Source organism: Pseudarthrobacter sp. IC2-21 (genome assembly GCF_034048115.1).
Classification (GTDB): Bacteria; Actinomycetota; Actinomycetes; order Actinomycetales; family Micrococcaceae; genus Arthrobacter; species Arthrobacter naphthalenicus.
The window spans coordinates 362401-383046 of record NZ_CP139145.1 but is presented as its reverse complement, the minus strand read 5'-3'; the positions used below and the strand labels follow the sequence as shown (position 1 = coordinate 383046).

20 protein-coding genes are annotated in these 20646 nt (G+C 65.9%); 10 read left to right on the top strand and 10 right to left on the bottom strand.

Features of this window, described 5'->3' with window-relative positions:
• Position 1: 1 nt before the first annotated feature.
• From SBP01_RS01775 to SBP01_RS01745, 7 genes are all read right to left on the bottom strand, one after another.
• Positions 2-331, bottom strand: coding sequence for a GNAT family N-acetyltransferase (locus tag SBP01_RS01775; RefSeq protein ID WP_275213926.1), 330 nt, complete (start codon positions 329-331; stop codon positions 2-4).
• 44 nt (positions 332-375) lie between these two features.
• Complete coding sequence (locus tag SBP01_RS01770) at positions 376-1695, bottom strand: acyltransferase (protein WP_320537286.1); 1320 nt, start codon at positions 1693-1695, stop codon at positions 376-378.
• Positions 1696-1842: 147 nt separating this feature from the next.
• Positions 1843-2250 (bottom strand): DUF1304 domain-containing protein, encoded by a 408-nt coding sequence (locus SBP01_RS01765; RefSeq protein ID WP_320537285.1) that lies wholly within the window; start codon positions 2248-2250, stop codon positions 1843-1845.
• Positions 2251-2286: 36 nt separating this feature from the next.
• Positions 2287-3138, bottom strand: coding sequence for a class II fructose-bisphosphate aldolase (locus SBP01_RS01760; protein ID WP_320537284.1), 852 nt, complete (start codon positions 3136-3138; stop codon positions 2287-2289).
• Positions 3138-4604, bottom strand: a complete 1467-nt coding sequence (locus SBP01_RS01755; protein ID WP_320537283.1) for a GntP family transporter — start codon at positions 4602-4604, stop codon at positions 3138-3140. Before SBP01_RS01755 ends, SBP01_RS01760 begins: the two co-directional genes overlap by 1 nt.
• A gap of 149 nt (positions 4605-4753) precedes the next feature.
• Positions 4754-5653, bottom strand: coding sequence for an NAD(P)-dependent oxidoreductase (locus SBP01_RS01750; RefSeq protein WP_320537282.1), 900 nt, complete (start codon positions 5651-5653; stop codon positions 4754-4756).
• An 82-nt stretch (positions 5654-5735) separates the two neighbouring features.
• Positions 5736-7256 (bottom strand): four-carbon acid sugar kinase family protein, encoded by a 1521-nt coding sequence (locus SBP01_RS01745; RefSeq protein WP_320537281.1) that lies wholly within the window; start codon positions 7254-7256, stop codon positions 5736-5738.
• 141 nt (positions 7257-7397) lie between these two features.
• Here SBP01_RS01745 and SBP01_RS01740 point away from each other — a divergent pair, with 141 nt between their 5' ends.
• The 10 genes from SBP01_RS01740 to SBP01_RS01695 all read left to right on the top strand — a co-directional run bounded on the left by SBP01_RS01740 (position 7398) and on the right by SBP01_RS01695 (position 16309).
• Positions 7398-8102 carry a FadR/GntR family transcriptional regulator gene (locus SBP01_RS01740; RefSeq protein ID WP_320537280.1) on the top strand — a complete coding sequence of 235 codons (705 nt, stop codon included), beginning with the start codon at positions 7398-7400 and terminating at the stop codon, positions 8100-8102.
• A 115-nt stretch (positions 8103-8217) separates the two neighbouring features.
• The gene (locus tag SBP01_RS01735) at positions 8218-8427 is read left to right on the top strand and encodes a dodecin (RefSeq protein ID WP_275213918.1); all 210 of its coding nucleotides are present in this window, start codon (positions 8218-8220) and stop codon (positions 8425-8427) included.
• A 269-nt stretch (positions 8428-8696) separates the two neighbouring features.
• On the top strand, positions 8697-9518 hold the full coding sequence (locus SBP01_RS01730; protein WP_275213917.1) for an aldo/keto reductase: 822 nt from the start codon (positions 8697-8699) through the stop codon (positions 9516-9518).
• Positions 9519-9602: 84 nt separating this feature from the next.
• Positions 9603-10574: an aldo/keto reductase gene (locus SBP01_RS01725; protein ID WP_320537279.1), complete on the top strand. Its 972-nt coding sequence runs from the start codon at positions 9603-9605 to the stop codon at positions 10572-10574.
• Positions 10568-11608 carry an SDR family oxidoreductase gene (locus SBP01_RS01720; protein ID WP_320537278.1) on the top strand — a complete coding sequence of 347 codons (1041 nt, stop codon included), beginning with the start codon at positions 10568-10570 and terminating at the stop codon, positions 11606-11608. Before SBP01_RS01725 ends, SBP01_RS01720 begins: the two co-directional genes overlap by 7 nt.
• A 70-nt stretch (positions 11609-11678) precedes the next feature.
• On the top strand, positions 11679-12512 hold the full coding sequence (locus tag SBP01_RS01715; protein WP_275213915.1) for an aldo/keto reductase: 834 nt from the start codon (positions 11679-11681) through the stop codon (positions 12510-12512).
• 134 nt (positions 12513-12646) lie between these two features.
• Complete coding sequence (locus SBP01_RS01710; protein ID WP_275213914.1) at positions 12647-12913, top strand: GlsB/YeaQ/YmgE family stress response membrane protein; 267 nt, start codon at positions 12647-12649, stop codon at positions 12911-12913.
• A 110-nt stretch (positions 12914-13023) separates the two neighbouring features.
• The gene (locus SBP01_RS01705) at positions 13024-13524 is read left to right on the top strand and encodes a hypothetical protein (protein WP_320537277.1); all 501 of its coding nucleotides are present in this window, start codon (positions 13024-13026) and stop codon (positions 13522-13524) included.
• A gap of 189 nt (positions 13525-13713) precedes the next feature.
• A complete protein-coding gene (locus SBP01_RS01700) occupies positions 13714-14412 on the top strand; it encodes a DUF2510 domain-containing protein (protein WP_320537276.1) in 699 nt (232 codons plus the stop codon).
• A gap of 148 nt (positions 14413-14560) precedes the next feature.
• On the top strand, positions 14561-16309 hold the full coding sequence (locus tag SBP01_RS01695; RefSeq protein WP_320537275.1) for an HNH endonuclease signature motif containing protein: 1749 nt from the start codon (positions 14561-14563) through the stop codon (positions 16307-16309).
• Between the two features lie 119 nt (positions 16310-16428).
• Here the strand turns inward: SBP01_RS01695 and SBP01_RS01690 are convergent, their stop codons facing one another.
• The 3 genes from SBP01_RS01690 to malQ all read right to left on the bottom strand — a co-directional run bounded on the left by SBP01_RS01690 (position 16429) and on the right by malQ (position 20541).
• Entirely contained in the window at positions 16429-17292 is an 864-nt protein-coding gene (locus SBP01_RS01690) for a putative protein N(5)-glutamine methyltransferase (protein WP_320537274.1), read from the bottom strand.
• A 16-nt stretch (positions 17293-17308) separates the two neighbouring features.
• Positions 17309-18217 (bottom strand): SDR family oxidoreductase, encoded by a 909-nt coding sequence (locus SBP01_RS01685; RefSeq protein WP_320537273.1) that lies wholly within the window; start codon positions 18215-18217, stop codon positions 17309-17311.
• A 98-nt stretch (positions 18218-18315) separates the two neighbouring features.
• Entirely contained in the window at positions 18316-20541 is a 2226-nt protein-coding gene (gene malQ / locus SBP01_RS01680; protein ID WP_320537272.1) for a 4-alpha-glucanotransferase, read from the bottom strand.
• Positions 20542-20646 lie beyond the last annotated feature (105 nt).

Below are 20646 nucleotides of genomic sequence, written 5' to 3'. Positions count from 1 at the left end.
GTCAGTCCTCCGGCCAGTCGATGTGCTGCTCGTAGCCCTCGTGCTGGCGGAGGTAGCCGGCGATGAACGGGCAATGCGGGATGATGCGTTTTCCCGATGCCACAACGTCGTCCAGGGCGAAGTGGGCCAGCACCTTTCCCAGGCCTTGGCCCTTGAATTCCTCGGCGGTCTCGGTGTGGCTGAAATCCACGTGTCCGGGCCGGTCCTGGAAGAAGGACTGGACGGCAATCTTCCCGCCGACCTTCAGCTCGTAACGGTGATGCTCATCATCCCGGGTCAGTGAAACGGCGGGGCTGAATTCATCCTCAGTGGAAATCATGTTCTCTGTCATGGTTCGACATTGGCACTAGTTGGCTGCGGTGGCAATGGCCGCCCCTACCCGCCCTGCGCGCTGACGGGGCGCCCCGCGGCCACATCATGAGGGGCCCGTTCCGGCATTCTGCCCAGCAGCAGGACGGCCAGCGCAAAGCATGCGGCGCCGCCTCCCAGCAGTCCCGGCGTCAACCCGTTGAAGGCGGCGTCCGCCACCGGAATGAAGACCACAACGGCGGCCGTGACCACCGCGGCGGCGGGCCTGCCGCGGGAGTGGAGGGAGGCCGCAGGGCGTTCTTCGAGGCGGCCCAATGCCGCGACCACGGGCAGCAGCAGGATGAGTACCCCGAGGAGGACCAGCGGCCGCGCCCACCACCACTCCGCGGTCCCGGCCGCGGGTTTGGGGAAGTCGGTGAGCAGCAGCAGGCCGGACATTCCGGCCAGCAGCGGCAGGTGCCAGAGGTAGACCGTCATGGCGCGGCGCCCCGAGACCATGACCATCGCGCACACCCAGCCAAACTGCCATGTCCAGGCAAGCCACGGCCGGACGAGCTGCAGCGCGGCAGCCTGGGATACCCCAAGCAGGAACAGGCAGAGGTTGGGCGGGTTGAGGTTGACCAGCATGTTTCCGGTGTAGAGGCCCAGGCCGGTGACAGCGCCGAGCAGCAGGTTTGCCGCCACGATGAGTCCCGCCAGATGCGACCGGGTGAGCCGGGTCAGGTGGCCGTCAGCCATCAGGAAACCCACCTGCTGCACGGCGCACCACAGAAAAACCAGGTTCGCGTAGGCGAGCATCGGCAGGGCTCCGCGCAAGCAGTCAACAGCAACCACCAGGGCAACCAGTACGCCCATGGTCAGCCATGGGGCGCGCGCGTGAAAGCGGGCCAGCAACGGTATGTTCAGCTGCGCGGCAAGGTACGCCGCGAGGAACCACAGCGGCATGCCGGCGCCCGTAGCTATCAGCTGGAGCACCTGCGGATCCACGCCCGTCAGGCGTGCGGCCCATAGCCCGAGGAACATGACCGCCAGCAGCGCTGCCGCCGGCCGGACCAGCCTCAGCAGCCGCGCCTGGGCGAACTCGAAGCCATTGCCGCCGCTGGCCTTGAGCCGTCGCCAGGACTGCAGTCCGGTGGTTCCGCCCGTGACGAAAAACAGCGGCATCACCATAAAGATCCAGATGACCGGCTCAAACCAGCGCTGATCCCCCAGCGTGTTTTCCGACGTCACGGTGCCGTCGGGGTGCAGGACCGGGCTGACCATCATGCAGTGGCTCACCACAACCAGGGCGAGGCAGACAAACCGGACCAGATCAATGGCAGGGTCGCGCTCCCGCTCCGCCCCGCGGCGCTGCGCGGATGCTCCCTGTTCACTGACATTGCCCACGTGCAATCCCCTACAAACGCCGTTGCTGTTCTTGCCTCAATTGTCCGCCCGCAGTGCGCTCCCAGCCAGAAATTCGGCGAGAGGGCACTTGACGGCAGTTCCGCCGCCCGGGACTGCCGCCAAGTGCCCTCTCGCCGGCGCGCCGGCTCAGCCTGCCGCCACTGCCAGCAACCCGAGCACGACGGCGAGCAGCGGCGTCGTGCCCTGCAGAACCGCGGCGCGGAGGTACTTCCGCCCCGTAAGGGCAAGCACGGCGGCGGCGAGGAACATGGAGCCGCAGCAGCTGAAGATCAGGGTCCAGCCCACAATGGCCTGGGCGGATCCGTCCGCTCCGAACGCCAAGCAGCCCACGCCAATGAAGGCGCCGACGGCCAGGAACAGGTTGTAGAAGCCCTGGTTGTACGCAAGCGGCCTGGTGGTTTCGGCGTCGGCCTGGGAGTTGAGGCCAAAACGCTTCCAAGTGGCCGGCCTGGTCCAGGTGAGGGATTCCATGCTGAAGATGTAGACGTGCAGGGCTGCGGCAATGAAGGCAAAAAGGAGGGAGGCCAGGATCATGTGCCGATCCTAGCCTCCCTGTCCCCCGCGATCCGTTCAGCGGGTGAGCATGCCCAACGCCGCGCCCGCGAAATCCGCGGCAGAGGTGTTCCAGTGGGCCAGGAGGCCCTGAAGGTTCTCGCCGTCGGCCCGGTGTGGCGGCAGCTGCTCCTGGAGCGTGGACAGCACGCCCGTGCGGAGCTCGGTGTTGAAGTTCACCTTGCCCACATTCATGGCCGCCGCCTTCACCAGCTCGTCCGCGGGAATGCCGGACGCGCCGTGGAGCACCAGCGGAATGTGGGTCCGCACTGCAATGTCCTGGAGGACGTCCCAGCGCAGCTGCGGCTCGCCTTTGTATTTGCCGTGTACGTTTCCGACCGCAACGGCCAGCAGCTGCGCGCCGGTCCGGGCCACGAAGTCCTCCACCTGGGCGGAGTCCGTCAGCCCGGCCACGTCCGCGCCGGCGGAGTCGGCGCCGAAGGCCCGGTCCTCGTCCCCGGCCAGGCCACCAAGTTCGGCTTCAAGCACCACCTCGGCACCCAGCAGGGCACGGGCCGCCCGGACCAGCGCGATGTTGTCCTCATACGGGAGGGCCGAACCGTCCGCGAGGACGGAATCCGCCCCTGCCGCGACGGCGTCGGCCATGACGTTCAGGTCCGCAGCGTGGTCCAGCTGGACGGCTACCGGGACGGAGGCGGCATCGGCCAGGCCGCGGAGGGCGGCGATCAGCCGGGGGCCGTTGCTCGTGGCGGCCGTTTTCGGGGCCACCAGCAGGATGGCGCCCCGTCCGGCGTCCTCTGCGGCGCCCACCACGGCCAGGGCAGTAGTGAAGTCGTAGCAGGTGAACGCGGGGACGGCCGAACCCTCCTGCAGGGCTGTGATGACCAGGTGGTCGAGCCGGGTGCGCATCAGACGCCCAGCCCGCCCACGAGGATCCAGGCAACGTAGGTCAGCAGGAAGCCTGCAACGCCCAGGATGGTGGTGAGGACGGTCCAGGTCCTGAGTCCGTCCGAAACGGTGAGGCCGTAGTAGCGCACCACCACCCAGAACCCTGCATCCGTCACGTGGGAGAGACCTAAGGCACCGAAACCGATGGCAATGACGATGACCGCGATCTGCGCCGGGGTGTAGCCGCCGCTGCTGACCGCAGCGCTCAGCAGGCCTGTGGTGGTGACGATCGCGACCGTTGCCGAACCCTGTGCGGCGCGCAGGGCCAGCGAGATGATGAAACCAAGCAGCAGCAGGGGTACTCCCAGCGTGTCCAGGGTCTTGGACAGCGCGCCGCCGATGCCGGAGACCTGCAGCACGTTGCCGAAGACACCGCCGGCAGCTACCACCATCAGGATGGAGGCGATGGGCGGAAGGGCGCCCTCGAAGATTTCACCCGTTTCCCTCAGAGACCAGTGGCGCCGGACGGCGAGGAGGAAGAAGGACAACGCCACAGCCACCAGGAGTGCGAGGAACGGGTTACCGATGAACGCGGCCACGCCGTACCAGGGGCTGGCTTTGGGGAGGATGAGGGTACCCAGGGTTCCGAGCAGGATCTGCACGATGGGCGCTGCAATCAGGAAAATGATCAACGCTGGACGCGGCGGGGCGATGCCGGCGGCACCGGGTCCGTCGTGACCCACCTTCACGAGCGACTTGGTCCCGAACTCTTCCACCTGGGTCTTCACGGCGGGCAGCAGTTCGTAGTCCTTGCGGTTCATGATGGAGGCCACCCAGTAGGACAGGAAACCGAGCGGCACGCAGATCACCAGCGAGATCAGGGCGATCAGTCCGATGTCGGCACCAAGCACGCCGGCACCGGCAACAATTCCGGGGTGCGGCGGGACGGCGACGTGGATGGAGAGCATGATGCCGGCCATGGGTAGGCCGAACTTGACCGGATGCACCTTGGCGATCTTGGCAAAGGCGTAGACGATGGGCACCAGCACAATGATGCCCACCTCGAAGAAGACCGGGATGGCCACCAGGAACCCGACGGCGGTCAGTGCCACGGCAACCCGCTTGGCGCCAAGCTTGCGGGTGAAGTGGTCGGCGAGGGACTGGACGCCACCGGACACTTCAATCATCCGGCCCAGCACAGCGCCGAGGGCAATCAGGATTGCCACTTTGCCCATCGTGCTCCCCACGCCGCTGGAGACTACGGTGAAGACGTCCTGCAGCGGAATGGTCGCAGCCACGGCGACCAGGATGCTGACCGTCAGCAGAGCCACGAAGGCCTGAATCTTGAAGCGGATGATCATCACCAGCAGGAGGGCAACACCCACGGCAGCGATGGTGAGGAGCAGCGGGGTACCCAGCTCCACTGCGGGTTTGATGGCTGGGGCGTCGGCAGCCCCCACCATCAGCGAATTGATCAGGGGGTTCATTGCGGGTGTCTCCTTTGACAAGCCAGTCTTCCAGAAGACGGGCTGACGGGTCTCTAAATATTTCTGCCGGGGCTAGGGCGTTGGAACTACAGTGCGTACGACGACGACGGAAGGGGGAACGCCGTCGTCGTACGTCTTTCAGGAGGTACTTAGGCGGTGCGCCTGGTGGGAGCGACCACTTTGATGACGGCGGAGTCGTCTGCGGCGGCGAGGCCCTGGGCCTGGCCGAGGAGGTAGAGCTGTTCGGCGGCGGCAGCAACGGGGGCTGCCAGGCCGGCGGCGCGGGTGGCCTTGCCGACGATGCCCATGTCCTTGACGAAGATGTCCAGGCGGGAGAGGACCTCGGCGCCGTCTTCGGTGTAGGCCTCGAGGATGCGCGGGCCGCGGTTGGAGAGCATAAAGGAACCTGCGGCACCGGCTTCGAGGGCGGCAAGGGTTTTGGCCTGGTCCAGGCCGAGGGCGTCGGCGAGGGCCATGGCCTCGGCGGCAGCGGCGATGTGAACGCCGCAGAGGAGCTGGTTGACGGTCTTCAGGGCCTGGCCGTCGCCGGGCTTGTCGCCCACCACGGTGAGGGTGGAGGCGAGGAGTTCCAGGGCCGGGTTCGCCTTTTCGCGTGCTTCGGGGGACGCGCCGACGACGATCAGCAGGTCGCCTTCACCGGCGCGCTTGGGGCCGCCTGAGAGCGGGGCGTCCACGAGTTCGACGCCGTATTCGGCCAGCTTGGCCACGGTGGCAGGGATGGCTTCGGTGCCTACAGTACTGCCGAGGATCACGACGGCGCCCGGCTCCAGCACGGAGGCCACGCCGTTCGCACCGAAGAGGACATCGTTGAGCTGTTCGCCGTTGCGGACCGCGAGGAGCAGGGCGTCGGCGCCCTTGGCGGCGTCGCGGGCGGTGCTGAAGGTGGCGATGCCGGCTTCTTCGGCGAGCTTCAGGCGCGGCTCGGCGATGTCGAAGCCGTGGACGGTCAGCTGGGATGCCAGGCGGGTGGCCATGGGCAGGCCCATGGCGCCGAGGCCCAGGACGGTGACGGTGTAGTTGCTGGTCATGGTGTTCTCCATTGAATTTTGGGTGGGCCCACTCTGGCGAGGGACCCGGCCCGAGCTTGCGAGGGTTGGGAGCCGGTGGGGACTAAAAAGTGTTGCTGAGCTTGCGGGTGACGTCGGCGAGGGACTGGTCATCGCCCACGTTGCCGGCGAAGACGATGTACGGGATGCCCTTGGCGGGGCCGTCCACCGGTTCCCAGAGCGAGACGATGCCCGGCAGCATGGGGCCGCGGACAATGGCGTGCCGGATTTCCAGGCCGTGCGCGGCGACGTCCGAAGATGTGATGCCACCCTTGGCGATGACGAACCGGGGCGGGAAGGTCTTGAGGGTCCGGTTGACCACGGCCACGACGGCGGCGGATACGGTGCGGGCGATCCGGAGGCTTTCGGCGGCGTCGTCAGTTTTGATGAGCAGGCGGCTGGTGTGGACGATGACGTCTCCGCTGTGGAGTGCGTCCACCACGGTGTTGACGGTCTGGTCAAGGTAGGAGTCTGCAGCCGCTTCGGTTTCGGCGGCAAGCAGCTTTTCGACGTCGATCTCAACGGTCCGCGCGGCACTGTGCTGTTCAGTGAGGGCCTTGAGCTGGCGGGTAGTGACACCCACATGCGAGCCCACAACAATGAGGCCGCCTGCCTCCGAAGGGGTGTTGCCGGCGTAGGCTTCGGCGCCGCTCAGCTCCGTGCGGATGTCCTGGCCGATCCTGGCCCGGCCGAACGGGGGGCCTACCCGGTACAGCAGCTTCTTGCCGCGCCGTTCGGCCTCTTCCAGGCCCAGCGACAGCACGCGGAGGTCATCTTCGGTGACGATGTCAGCCACGATGGGCGTGGAGTTGGTGGCGGGAGCGACGGCGTCAGCGATGGCGTGGGCGCTGATGCCGGCACTGACGGCAGGGTCGCCGTCGGGGTTTGCTGCGGTGCCTGCGCTGGCCGCGCCGGCACGGATGATGTTCAGGTCCAGGACGATCACCGACTCCGCCGCGAAGCGGCCCTTCGACTTTTCCTCGACGTACTTGGCCAGCTCGGAGTTTTTGTACCCAAAGCTGGCGTCCTTGGCGAATTCGGTCTCCGCGGCCGGGGTGAGTGTTCCGGTCTCGGCGCCCGTTCCGCGGGTGTAGTGCACGCCGCCGATGGTCACGCGTCCGGCGTCGGGGAACGCGGGAACCAGGACGACGCCGTCAGTCGCTTCGCCGCTGACCTCAGCCACCGTTGCGGCGATGACGTCCGGTTCAAGGGGGTAGTGGCCTCGGAGGGTGGAATCGCTGCGGCTCACGAAGCCCAGCCGCAGGCCGGAACCGGCGGCCGCCAGGGCGTTGCGGACCACCTCCTCGTTGCGGGCGGCAGCCTCGGCGGGGTCCAGGCTCCGGGTGTTGGTCAGCACGTAGACGGCGGGCTTGGACTGGCCAAAGGCCCAGATGAAGTCCTCAACGTCCCAGCGGGTGAGCACCGGCAGATCCGCAACGGACTGCGTGCCGGTGGGGTCGTCGTCGAGCACTACCAGCATGCGGGGCGTTTCGGCGCTGGAGGCGGCCACGGCATCTGCCACGAGGCGGGCGGGAATCCGGACTTCGGCCGGGAAGGCGGCCAGGAGGTCTGCTTCTAGCGTCACTGTGCACTCCGTTGTGATGTTTGGGGTATTAAGCTAACTGTAAGATGTCTGACATCTAACATTTGAAATAGTGTGGCACAGCACATCCAAACCCGCAAGTACACTTGTCAGACGTCCGGCAACGGAGGCAAAGGGGGATCAATGGCACGGAAATCACTGGTTGGCGTGGTGGCTGACGAACTGCTGGACCGCATCATTGCCGGGGAATTTCCGCCCGGTTCCAGCGTGCCCGGCGAGCTGGAACTGAGCGCAAAGCACGAGGTCAGCCGCATGACCGTGCGCGAGGCGATGAAAACCCTCGAGGCGCAGCGGATCCTGAGTGTGGAACGCGGCCGCGGCACGTTTGTGAACCCCCTGAACCGCTGGGCGTCCCTGGAGGCCGTACTGCGTGCCGCCTCCGAGGGCCAGAACGAGGCCGTGGCCTCCGTGCAGCTCATCGAGCTCCGAAGGATGCTGGAGACCGGGGCATGCGAACTCGCCGCCACCCGCATCGGCGAAGCCGACATCCAGGCGCTCTTCAGCAATGTCGCAGCCATGCGGGCAGCCCACCAGGTCAACGACGTCGGCGCCTTTGTGGAGGCCGACCTCGCCTTCCACGACCTCATTCTCCGTGCCTCGGAAAATGTCTTTGTTGCCGTCCTCTTCGAGCCCCTGCAGCGCGTGCTCGAAAAACGCCGTGCGGAAACCTCAGCCGTGCGGACCATCCAGGAACACGCCATCGGCCACCACCAGCGCATCGCCGAAGCGCTGGAAGCGCGTAACCCCGCCAAAGCGCGCGAGGCCATGGATTCCCACATGCAGCAAACCTTGGACGACCTCAAGAACCTGGTCCTTCAAGCGCCGTAAAGTCCTCCCGCCCGCAACAACTCCACGCCCCGGGCTATGGCCACGCCCGGAAATCGCCACTAGGGTTCAAGGACGGCCCGCAACCGGGAATCGACGGCGATCACGAGGAGCGAAGTTGTCCAATCACACGTACAGCATTACCGAAATTGTTGGCACCTCCGAAGAAGGCGTTGACGCAGCAGTCCGCAACGGCATCGCTGAAGCCAGCAAAACCCTGCGCAACCTTGACTGGTTCGAAGTCAAGGAAATCCGCGGCCATCTCACCGACGGCAAAATCGCCGATTGGCAGGTGCGGGTCAAACTGGGCTTCCGCCACGAAGGCTGAGTCCGCCCTGAGCTGATGTGCACACCTGATGGCCGCGCCCCCGGCGCGGCCATCAGTGTTTAACGGCCCTCGGTGTGTAACTCGCCGGCGCGTCCGCCGCGTGCGGTGGGTGAGACACGTGTGGCGCCTGTGGCGGACTGCCCGCGGGCGGCGTTGTGGCAGACGCGGACCGGAAAAGTGCATAGGCTCGTACGTGGAACATTTCCGAAAGCGGCTTCCAGTGCGGCCATGCCCCAGGAAGCAGCCTTGCAGCAACAGAGGAGTCATCCATGACTGACATTTCGCTGAATAATGGCGTCAACATTCCCCAGCTCGGCTTCGGCGTTTTCCAGGTGCCCCCGGAAGACACCCAGCGAATCGTCGAGGACGCCCTCGAAGCCGGCTACCGCCACATCGACACCGCCGCCGCCTACCGCAACGAGGCCGGCGTCGGTGCAGCAATCGCAGCTTCCGGAATTCCGCGCGAGGAACTCTTCATCACCACCAAGCTCCGCAACGGCGATCAGGGCCGGGTTCAGGACGCGTTCCAGGACAGCCTCAAGGCGCTGGGGCTGGACTTCCTGGACCTCTACCTCATCCACTGGCCCGTTCCGTCACAGGGACTCTTCGTCCAGGCGTGGAAGGAGATGGAGCACCTGTACGCAGGTGAGCAGCTCCGGGCGATCGGTGTCTCCAACTTCCTGGCTGAGCACCTGGACACGCTGCTAGAATCCAGCGACGTGGTTCCGGCCGTGAACCAGATCGAGCTCCACCCCAGCTTCCAGCAGGCGGACCTGGCCGCCAAGAGCCGCGCCCTCGGGATCGCCGTGGAGGCCTACAGCCCCCTCGGCCAGGGTGGGGACCTGAACGGAAATGCCGTCACGGCGGCTGCTCAGGCCCACCATGCCACCACGGCCCAGGTGGTCCTGGCCTGGCACCTTGCGGCCGGCACCATCGTCATTCCCAAGTCAGCTGACTCGGCACGCATGCGCGAGAACTTCGCAGCCACGTCCCTGGGACTGACCGACGACGAAATCGCCTCAATCACCGCCCTCGAGCGGGGTGCGCGCATCGGTGCGGATCCCGCCGTCGCAGCTTTCACGCAGTTCTAGAACACCGGCCCGGGCCTGCCGGATCAGTCCGGCAGGCCCCGGTGCCTGCACCTTGTGAAACCCTCTCCGGACAGTGAGGACCCCATGGAGTACACCCATCTTGGACGTTCCGGCCTGAAAGTGTCCCGGCTCTGCCTCGGCACCATGAACTTTGGCCCGCACACTGACGAACCCGACGCTCACAGGATCATGGATTCCGCACTGGACGCCGGCATCAATTTCCTTGACACCGCCAACGTGTACGGCGGCGCCGGTCACCGTGGCTGGACGGAGGAGATCCTCGGCCGCTGGTTCGCCGCAGGTGTTGAGCGACGGGAACGCACCGTTCTGGCCACGAAGCTGTACGGCACCATGACGGACCGCCCCAACGAGTCCAGGTTGTCCGCGCTCAACATCCGGCGAGCATTGGATGCCAGCCTCAAGCGTCTGCAGACGGATTACGTGGACGTCTACCAGTTCCACCACATCGACCGGGACACCCCGTGGGACGAGATCTGGCAGGCCATCGAGGTCGCCGTCCAGCAAGGCAAAATCCTGTACTCGGGCAGCAGCAACTTCGCCGGCTGGCACATCGCCCAGGCACAGGAAGCGGCACGACGCCGGAACTACACCGGGCTGGTCAGCGAGCAGTCCATCTACAACCTGATCCGCCGCGAAGTTGAACTTGAGGTCCTTCCGGCAGCACAGCAGTACGGGCTGGGCCTGATCCCCTGGTCCCCGCTTCAGGGCGGCCTCCTCGGCGGGGTGCTGAAGAAGGAACGCGCCGGCGTCCGGCGCATGGAGGGGCGGGCCCTGGAGACGCTGAAGAGCCATCGGGAACAGATCCAGCAGTTCGAAGACTTCGCGGACGAGCTGGGACACGAACCCGGGGACGTCGCCCTTGCCTGGCTGCTCCACCAGCCCGGCGTAACCGCACCGATCGTGGGTCCGCGGACGCAGGAACAGCTCGACGCCGCCATCCGTGCTTTGGATGTCAGGCTCGATGACGCAGCACTCAAGAAACTCGATGTGATCTTCCCGGGCCACCGACCCGCTCCGGAGGATTACGCGTGGTGACGGCATTTGGCCCTAACGCCGGTACTGCGGCACCACGGAACCTCCTCTTCCTCGGCGGCACCGGGGTAATCAGCGCGGCAGCGGCCCAACACGCCGTCGTGCTCGGCCACCGCGTGACAATCCTCAACCGCGGACAGTCCGGCAAACCGGTGCCCGACGGCGCGGAAGTGCTGCAGGCAGACATCCGCGACCCGGAGGCTGTACGGGGCGCACTTGCCGGACGGACGTTCGACTCCGTCGCCGACTTCATCACCTTCACCCCGGACCAGGCGCGGGCCAGCGTGGAGCTCTTCCGCGGCCGGACCGGCCAATACGTCTTCATCAGCACAGCATCGGCATACCAAAAGCCGCCCGCCCGGCTGCCGATCCTGGAATCCACGCCGTTGAAGAACCCGTTCTGGCAGTATTCACGGGACAAAATCGCCTGCGAGGACGTGCTGTTCGAGGCGTACCGTTCCGCTGACTTTCCGGTCACTGTGGTGCGCCCCTCCCATACGTATGACCGCACCCGGGTTGGCCTGATCGGCGGCTGGACAGACATCCACCGCATGCGCGCCGGCCGGCCGGTCGTGGTGCACGGCGATGGCACCTCCCTTTGGACATTGACGCACGCGCGGGACTTCGCGAAGGCTTTCGTGGGGCTGCTGGGGAGGCCGGAGGCGGTGGGTGACAGCTACACCATCACCTCCGACGAATACCTGCCCTGGGACCGGATCTACGGCCTGTTTGCCCGTGCGGCCGGGGTTTCCGAGCCGGAACTCGTCCACATCGCTTCAGAAACCATTGCCGCGCAGAGCACCGCATACAGTCCTCACCTTGGGCCGAGCCTGCTCGGGGACCGGGCCCACTCGGTGGTGTTCGACAACAGCAAGATCAAGGCCCTGGTTCCGGGCTACACGGCCACCATCCCCTTTGCGGACGGCGCCCGGGAGATCGTCAATTGGTACGACACCCATCCTGAACTTCAGGTGGTGGACCACAAATTCATGGAGTTGAGTGACCGCCTGGTCCGGTGGTCGCGGAGCGCGGGCTAGGCCTTTTCCACCCGCGCTCCGGGCCCGTTCGGGCGCTGCGCAACTGCCTGTTTGCGGGCAGACTGGGGTGATGACAATTTCACCGCTCATCACGCTCAATGACGGCCACTCCATCCCGCAATTGGGGCTCGGCACCTGGCCGCTGGACGACCGCCAGGTGGCGACCGCCGTCGTGCATGCCCTGGAGGCCGGGTACCGGCACATCGACACCGCCGTGAAATACGGCAACGAGGAGGGCGTGGGGAACGGCATCCGCGCCAGCGGAATCGACCGTGGCGAACTGTTCATTACCACCAAGCTGGACGGGGAGTTCCAGGGCCAGGACCGGGCTGTGGCGGGGCTTGAGGGGTCACTGAGCCGCTTGGGGTTGGACTATGTGGACCTGCTGCTTATCCACTGGCCGCTCCCCGGACGCGACGAATTTGTCTCCACCTGGAAGACGTTTGAACGGCTGCAGGCCGAGGGGAAAGCCCGGTCCATCGGCGTCTCCAACTTCAAGCCAGCCCACTTGGAACGGCTTCTGGCCGAGACGGACGTTGTGCCGGCCGTAAACCAGATTCAGCTGAGCCCGGCCGTCACCCGCACAGCTGATCGCGAATTCGATTCGCGGCACGGGATCGTCACCGAGTCCTATAGCCCGCTGGGAGGTTCCGGAGCAAGCCTCTTACAGGCGCCCATTTTGACTCAACTGGGTGAGAAGTATGGCAAAACACCTGCCCAGGTGGTGTTGCGGTGGCATATTGAGCAAGGACTTGTAGTTATTCCAAAATCGGCTAATTCCGAGCGCATGCGGCAGAACCTGGAGGTCTTTGACTTCGCCCTGAGCCCGCAGGATCTAGCGGAACTTGCGGACCTGGACGAAGGTCCGGGAGCCGGGAATGATTCAGACCGGACAGGGCACTAAACGGCCCTGAACGGGCCCTCCACCGGGATCCGGAGTGGCGAAAAGAAACTAAGCATGATTAGTATTGAGGCAGAGGGATGAAGCGTACCCGGGATCCGGGCACCTCCCTGACTTAGGAAGAGGGAACGACAAAAATGGGCTTCTTTGGATTTCTGATTCTTGGCCTTATTGCCGGTGCTATCGCTAAGGCGATCCTTCCCGGCCGGCAGGGTGGCGGCATTTTCATCACCTTGCTGCTCGGTGTAGTCGGAGCGTTCCTCGGCGGCTGGCTTGGTGGCCTGCTCTTCAATGCGCCGCTGCAGGATTTCTTCTCGATCCAGACCTGGCTGCTCGCGATCGTCGGTTCGATCATCGTGCTGCTGATCTACGGCCTGGTCACGAAGCGCAGCGCTCGCAGCTAACTTCGTTACCGGCCTGAAAACCGGCCCCGGGACACCTCCCTGGGCCGGTTTTCTTTCCCCCGGCTATTCAAGCCGGAGCGTGACACCTTCTTATCGGGCAGGAGTTCATCATGAAATCGAAACTTCTTTTGGGCATTGGCATTGCAGCAGGCTACGTCTTGGGATCCCGGTCCGGACGGGCAGCTTACGACAAACTCAAGTCAAGGGCGGCGGGCATCTGGGACAGTAAGCCCGTCCAGGACAAGGTCAGCGCCGCCACGGAGGCCATCAAGGAAAAGGCTCCCGGGGTTGCCGACCAACTTGGCGAGGCGGCCCGCCGTGCGGGCACCATGATCGGGTCCGCGGCTCACCATGATGCGTCCGGCAACGGCAAGGCAAAGACGTCCGACGCCGGCGCCCCACAGAGTGCGTCCGGCATCGCCGGGGACCAGACCGGCGCCGCCGGGGACCACATCCCCGCCCACAGCACGCACCCGGAAACGGTGAACCTGGGCACCTCTGATGTTGAATCGGACCCGGCCCTCAACGACAACCAGGGCCAGGACTGGTCCGATGAGGGTGGCGCCACTCCTGCCGGCGCAGCCACGAACGTTGACCACCGGCGGGAGTGACCCTGTGTCTTCCTGACGGGTACGGAACGGCTCCGCCGCCGCAGGGGAACAATGCCCTGCGGGAACTGTGCTAAAACTAATTGACCTTGCTGGCCGTCGCGATCCTTGGGGGACGCGGCGGCCGGTGGCGTCTCAGGTGATGGCAACCACCGGGGCCTAACGGGCCGGCCGGGATATTCGGGGGTACGCATGAGCACTTCAGGCAACATTCCGGCTGCCCCCCCGGGGTGGTACACGGATCCTGCCGGCACTGGACGGCTCCGCTGGTGGGACGGTTTCGCGTGGACCGACCAGTTCAGCACACCCGCCCAGCCGGTCCTTCAGGGATGGCCGGCCGGTACCAGCCCCTACGCGGGGACCAACCCCTACACCCAGGCTGGTTATCCCGGCGGTCCTCATGCGAACGTCGGTTTTACCTCTGAGCGTCCGCTCCTCAGGCGCGACGCCCCCGTCTACAACCCGCTGATTTGGGTCATCACCCTGCTGCCCCTGCTGTCCACGGTTCTTCTGCTGCTCTGGACCCCGGAATTCAGATTCATCCGAGTGGGTCGGCAGCAGACGCTGGACCCTTGGTCGCTTTTCACTCCGGCCTATTTCCTGCTCCTTTTCTCGGGCTTTGCCGCCTACGCGGCTTCAATTGTGCTTGCGTGGTTCGACTCGCAACGGCTCACCAGGGACGGCGTTGTCAGGCCGTTCCATTGGGCATGGAGCTTCCTCAGCAGCGGCGTGTATGTCATCGGACGCTCCGTCATCATGGCGAAGGTAGCCCGGGGACGGGGACTGGTGCCCATCTGGGTCCTGATCGCCGTTTTCGTCCTCAATATCGTGGTGACGAACATCAAGATGTCCGCCCTGATGTCGTCGATGATCGAAACCATTCCGGCCTGAGCCTTCAGCCGTGGCCTCCGGACAGCTCCAACCGGCGAAGGCTCTGGATCACTGAATCAGGGCCGGTACAAATCAGCGGACCCTCGGGAGCTGCGCCGGAAGGTTCCACGCCGGCAATAATGTCAGACCCCTACGGCAGAGTATTCCTATGGAGGCTTTGACGGAGCGGCTCATGGGGAATGGCGGCAGCGCCGCCGTTCCGGCGCCCGTGAGCTTGGCGACCGCCATCGCCGTAGTCAGTGCCGCGCTGGCTGCGGTTCCGGAGCAACTGGCCATGGCGGACTACGCCGAGGCCGCCGAATTCGCCGCCCAGGCCGAGGAGCTCTCACGGTCCGTGGACTACCTCCAGATTCTCGCCGCCGGAACTGTGGACCGCACTCGCACCCAGGCCATCATTTCCGCCGCAACAACCCGGGCTGCCAGGACCTGGGTCACAGGCTGGGATAACGGCACCGAAACCCTGAATGAAACCGACGCAGCGTGGCCCGCCATCGGCCCCGCCCTGCCTGCTGCCGCCATACCGGTCCCCACATCGCCTGCCGATGACGGTTGCAAAACTACCGCCGAGTTCCTGCGAGTCCGGCTGCGGATCGGGCTCGGCGAAGCCAAACGGCGGCTCCACCTCGCCCATGCCATCCTGCCCGAAACCACGCTCACCGGGGACCGGATTGGGCCGGCACACGAACACCTCGCCGCAGCTTTTGCACCCGCCGGCACCGCAGAAGCCAGCACCGAAGACGTCAACCAGCTCGCCGCACCGGCAAGCCCCGGGCCGGTATTGTCCTCGCGGACCGGAACCATCATCAGCGCCACCCTGGACCGCCTTAAGCACCACACCACCGCCGAGACCCTCCACCGGATCGAACACGACCTAACCCGGACAGCCGCTAATGCCGACCCGGATTTCGTCGCCCGAGTCGCCCGGCGCTGGGCCGATACCCTCGATGCCGATGGCACCGAACCCACCGAAGAAGCACTTCGCCACACCCAGGGCGCATTCATCCGCCGGCCCCGCCACGGCCTTCATCACCTCGAAATCTTCGCCACCACTGACCAATACGAATATTTCGCCACCATCATGAACGCAGCCACCAACCCCCGCACCCGCCAATCTGCGCCCGACCACGCGGCCAGCGGCAATGATGCAGCTAACGTTGGAGGCGGCCAGGAAGATGCCGGGGCACGGGCAGGCGGCAGCGCGTGGGAGGGCAGCGGCCCGGACCTTGACCGGCGCACCCGCTCCCAGAAACAACTCGACGGGATCGTCACCGCCTTCAAGGCAGCGCTCACCACGGACAAATTGCCCACAGCCGGCGGAAACCGACCCCAGATCCTCGCCACCATCAACTACCAGGACCTGCTGCCCCACATCCCGTCCGCCGCTGGCCCTGGCGCCGGAGCCAGCCCCGCATCCGGCCCGGGCATCACCCCGGGCGCCGGCCAAGGCACCGGTCAAGGCACCGGGAGTTATGTCTTCACCGGGCCTGTGGCAGCGGCCACCATCAGAAAACTTGCCTGCGACGCCGATGTCATCCCCGTACTCCTCGGCACCCACGGGGAAATCCTGGACCTTGGCCGCAGGAACCGGCTCTTTACAGCCGCGCAACGCCTCGCCCTCACCGCTCGCGACCAAGGCTGTGCCTTCCCCAACTGCACCATCCCCGCCCCATGGTGCGAAGCCCACCACATCACCTACTGGTCACAAGACGGACCAACCAATGTCAGCAACGGCGTACTCCTGTGTTCCCATCACCACCACCTCATCCACAAAGAACAGTGGACCATCCAAGCCGGCCACGGCACCCCCTGGTTCACACCGCCACGCCACATCGACCCCACTCAAAGACCCCGACAAAACCAGTACTTCAAACCGCCCCCGCCCCCACAACGCGAATAGGCAGGGTCGAGCAGGGGTAACTCGGTTGCCGCGCCGGCATGGGCCCCTGCCGACGCAAGCCTGCAAACGGTTAAACGCAAACTGTTAAACGCGAACTGAGTAAACGGCGGGGGAAGAGGTTAGCCTATTCGGCCAACCGCTACGGTGCCGTCGAGTTCTTCTGACCTGACAATGCGGACGGCGAGTCCGGCAGCGGACATGATGGATGCTGTGTCTCCGGCCTGGCGATCACTTGTTTCAATGATGAGATGCCCTCCGGCCCGCAGCCACTCCGAGGCCCCCTCTGCCACCCGGCGATGCAGATCGAGGCCGTCCGCGCCGCCGTCGAGCGATAGCAGAGGCTCGTAGTCCCGTGCCTCGCGGGGCATGGTCGCGATCTCAGCCGTCGGAACATACGGGGCATTCGCTGTCAGTACGGAAATTTTGCCCCTGAGGGAAGCGGGAAGGGCGTCGTAGAGATCACCCTGGTGAACTGCCCCACCCACTTTCGCAACGTTGCGGGCCGCACACGCTACGGCAGCCGGGTCAACATCCGCACCATGCAGTTCGAGCCGTTCAAGCCTGGACGCGATGGCAGCGCCTGCCGCACCGGACCCGCAGCACAGATCAACAACAACAACAGCGGCTCGTGCGGGAATCTGCTGCCTCGTCACCCGAGCAGGGGACCCGTGAACCGCATCCTTGGACAAGAGCGCCACGGCTTCGTTGACCATGAGTTCGGTGCGGCGCCGTGGAACGAAAACGCCGGCGTCGAGTTCAATCCTCAGGCCAGCAAATTCTGCCCACCCCACAATGTACTCGAGCGGATAGCCGGACACCCGACGCTCCACGAGAGCGGCAACGTCAGCGGGAGACCCCCCGGCGGCCACCAGGAGCCGGGCCTCATCCTCGGCAAATACACAGCCGGCCGTCCGCAGCCGGTCCTCGATGGCCGCAACGGACACTGCACTGGAAGCGGATTCACAGCCCACAGAGCCTACCATGGCAACCCTTCTCAACTCAGGACTCAGGACGATGCCCAAGATCGGAAATGAGTCGGCGGACGGCATCCTCGGCGGTGGGAGGCGTCCCGAAGAACTGCTGTTGCAGGGTGGTGTCGGCAACATAGCGCCCGGTCTGGAACCAGTCGATCATGGCTTCCATGTCTTTGGCCATCGGGTTGACCGGGGCCAGCACTGTCCCTGCGGCCCGCAGCAAACCGGCGGGCACCGAACGGACGCGAATGGTCTTGCCAGTGAGCCGGCCCGCAATGTCTGCAATTTCCTGCATGCTTACCGCGCGGTCCCAGCCGATATCGACGCGCCGGCCTTCCATCCCGGGAATATCGACGGCGGCGGCGAGATAATCTGCCAAATGCGCAGTGTGCACAAACGTCAACGGGATCCGGGCCGAACCGAACCAGATGAGCCGCCGCTTGTCGATGGGGTCCCCGCCGAAGCGGGTGACCTGGTCCAGGAAAGCACCCGGACGAAGCGCCACGAACGGAACACCGAGGTGCTCCAGCCGGTCCTCCGCGAGTTTCTTGTGCCAGAAGTGCGGCACCTGAGGAGTCTGATCGCAGGTGAGGATGCTGGTGAGGACGAACCGCCGTATCCCCGAGCGGCTAGCCGCCTCCACAAGGTTGGTGTTGCCTTCACTGTCGGTGGCACTGGTATCACCCTTGCGGTGCCGGGTGTACCCGGCCGCCGTGGTGATGACGGCGTCGGCGCCCTCCATGGCCCGCGACAGCGACGCCGGATCCATCATGTCGCCGCGGGCAACCTGTGCGCCGGCTGCTTCCACCCGGGAGGCGTCTGACCCCGGCCGCACCAGAGCCCGGACTTTTTTACCGCGGCCGAGGAGCTCTTTGACAACCTGGCTCCCCAGCATGCCGGTACCGCCCACCACCAGGACTGGTCCGTCGCCCATGCGCTTCCTCCCGTGCAGCCGCCGAAGGACTTTCCGGCCGGTTGCTCACATTCTCGCCCCGGCCCGGGGCTGGCCGCCAGCCCCCACGGTACCGGGCCCTACCTGCCCAATGACTCCGACACTGCGGCGAGGAGCGAGTTGAACCTGGCGTTGCCTGGGAGGTCATCGATGAACACGGGCTTGCCGGCCGGGTCACCCAGCGGAACCTGCCAGTTCGGATAGAGCGCTTCGGTGGTGCCGGGCTGGTTCTGCACGCGCCGCTCCCCCACCGCGTCAACCAACGCGACGCCGAGCAGTATCGACGGCGTCTGGGCAAGGAGGCGGTGCAGCGCCTCGATGGTGCGCTCCTCGCTCCCGTGGTCGTCGCCAACGCCGCCGTCAGGCAGCAGCCCGCGTTCGCGCAGCAACCCCATCATCTTCTCGAGGGTGGCATCATGGTCCGCCCGTTCCTCGGCTTCGGACCGTTCCAGCAGTCCCAGCCTGCTCCGGAGCGCCACATGGTCCCCCGCAAGATAGCCGGCCGTGGGCGGCAGGTCGTGGGTGTTGACGCTGGCGAGCGCCTGCGTACGGTACCGCTCCGGCGGCAGCGGAGAGTCGCCGTCGTTCTCGAACCAGAGAATGGACGTGCCCAGGATGCCGCGGTCAGCGAGGTAGTCGCGCACCCACGGTTCGAACGTCCCGAGGTCCTCCCCGATCACCACGGCCCCGGCGCGCTGGGCCTCCAAGGCCAGGATGCCGATCAGGGCGTTGTGGTCGTACGTGACGTAGGCGCCATCCCGCGGTGAGTTTCCGGCGGGCACCCACCAGAGGCGGAAGAGGCCCAGGATGTGGTCCACACGGATGCCGCCGGCATGCCGGAGCACGGTGGAGAGCATGTTGCGGAACGGTGCGTAGCCAGCCTCCGCGAGGCGTGCAGGGTGCCAGGGCGGCTGGTTCCAGTCCTGGCCCTGCTGGTTGTACATGTCCGGCGGCGCACCAACACTGACCCCGGGCGCCAGGACACCACGGAGCGTCCACGCGTCGGCACTGCTCAGGTCAACACCCACGGCCAGATCGTGCACCACGCCCAGTCGCATGCCTGCCCGGCGCGCGGTCTGCTGCGCGTATTCGAGCTGCTCGTCGCAGATCCACTGCAGCCAGCGGTGGAATCCGATCCGGTGGGCTAGCTTTTCCCTGAGCGCCTCGGCCGCCGGTGACCCCACAGCGCAGTCAGGGTCCATCCACAGCGGGTCCTCCGGCGCAAGGTCTTCCCGAATGGCCGACCAGAGAGCAAAATCGTCCAGGCCCGGCCCGGAACTCCTGCAGAATTCTTCAAACGCTGCCTGCCGGGCCGGCGAGCGCCGGGCGTGGTAGAGCAGTTCCAGGGTCTGGAGCTTCGCCGCGAACACGGCGTTCCGGTCAAGCCGTTCGGCGTCGGCGTTCAGGCCCTGGACCTGCTCCTGGAGCCTGTCGATCGTGGCGCGTTTGCGCGGCTTCAGGTAGGCGAGTTCGGGTATGGCTTCCACCCGGATGTACAGCGGGTTGAAGAAGCGGCGTGTTGATGGTGAATACGGCGAGGGCTGGACCGGCGGGACGGGCTCCGCCGCGTGCAGGGGATTGACCAGGACGTAATCCGCGCCGCGTTCACCACTGAGGGCCGCCAGGTCCGCCAAGTCAGCGAAGTCACCGATGCCCCAGGAACGTTTCGACCGGACCGAGTACAGCTGCGTGGACAGGCCCCAGCCGCGTCGCTCCACCAAGGAATCGGCAGTGTTCAGCCGCGCCGGGACGACCACCAGCGCGCACTCGGCTGTTATGCCGTCGGACTCGGCGTGCAGCGTGTGCCAGCCCAGCGGCAGTCCCTCCGGTACGGCGAACGTCGCCCGGCCGGTGGGCACACCGTCCACATCGCGCGGCGGGACCCACACATCCTGCTGGACCGCCTCCACGGGCTCGCCCGCGCCCGATTCGGGCAGCACGGTCACCTTCGCGGTGGCACCGTCCGGGACGTGGACGGGGACCAGCGGAGTTTCGCCGTGTTGAAGTACGACGGCGGGGGGCAGCATCCGGCGCCACGGCGCCAGTTCGGCCTCGGCCAGGGCAGCTTTGATCAGTTCGTTCGTGTCCGCCCTGACGCCCAGCGCGGCGAGGACTTTGACCAGGGTGCCGGGGGCGACACTGTGCGGCAGTCCGTCCCAGCCGTGGAAGGACGTGCCGACACCATGGGCATCCGCCAGCCGCCGGAGGAGGTCCCGGTCCACAGACGCAGGCTCGGCCGTATCACCGGCGCCCGGGGGACGCTGGGTTCCGGAGAACTGAGCGTACTGCTGGTCTGGAGCCTTCATGGATGTCCGCCTCGTCTGGTGGGATGGGCCTGAACTTACATTGCGTCCTGTTTGACCGGGGGCTTCCTCGGCCCCGGGCAACTATCGGTTCCGATTATTGCAGGA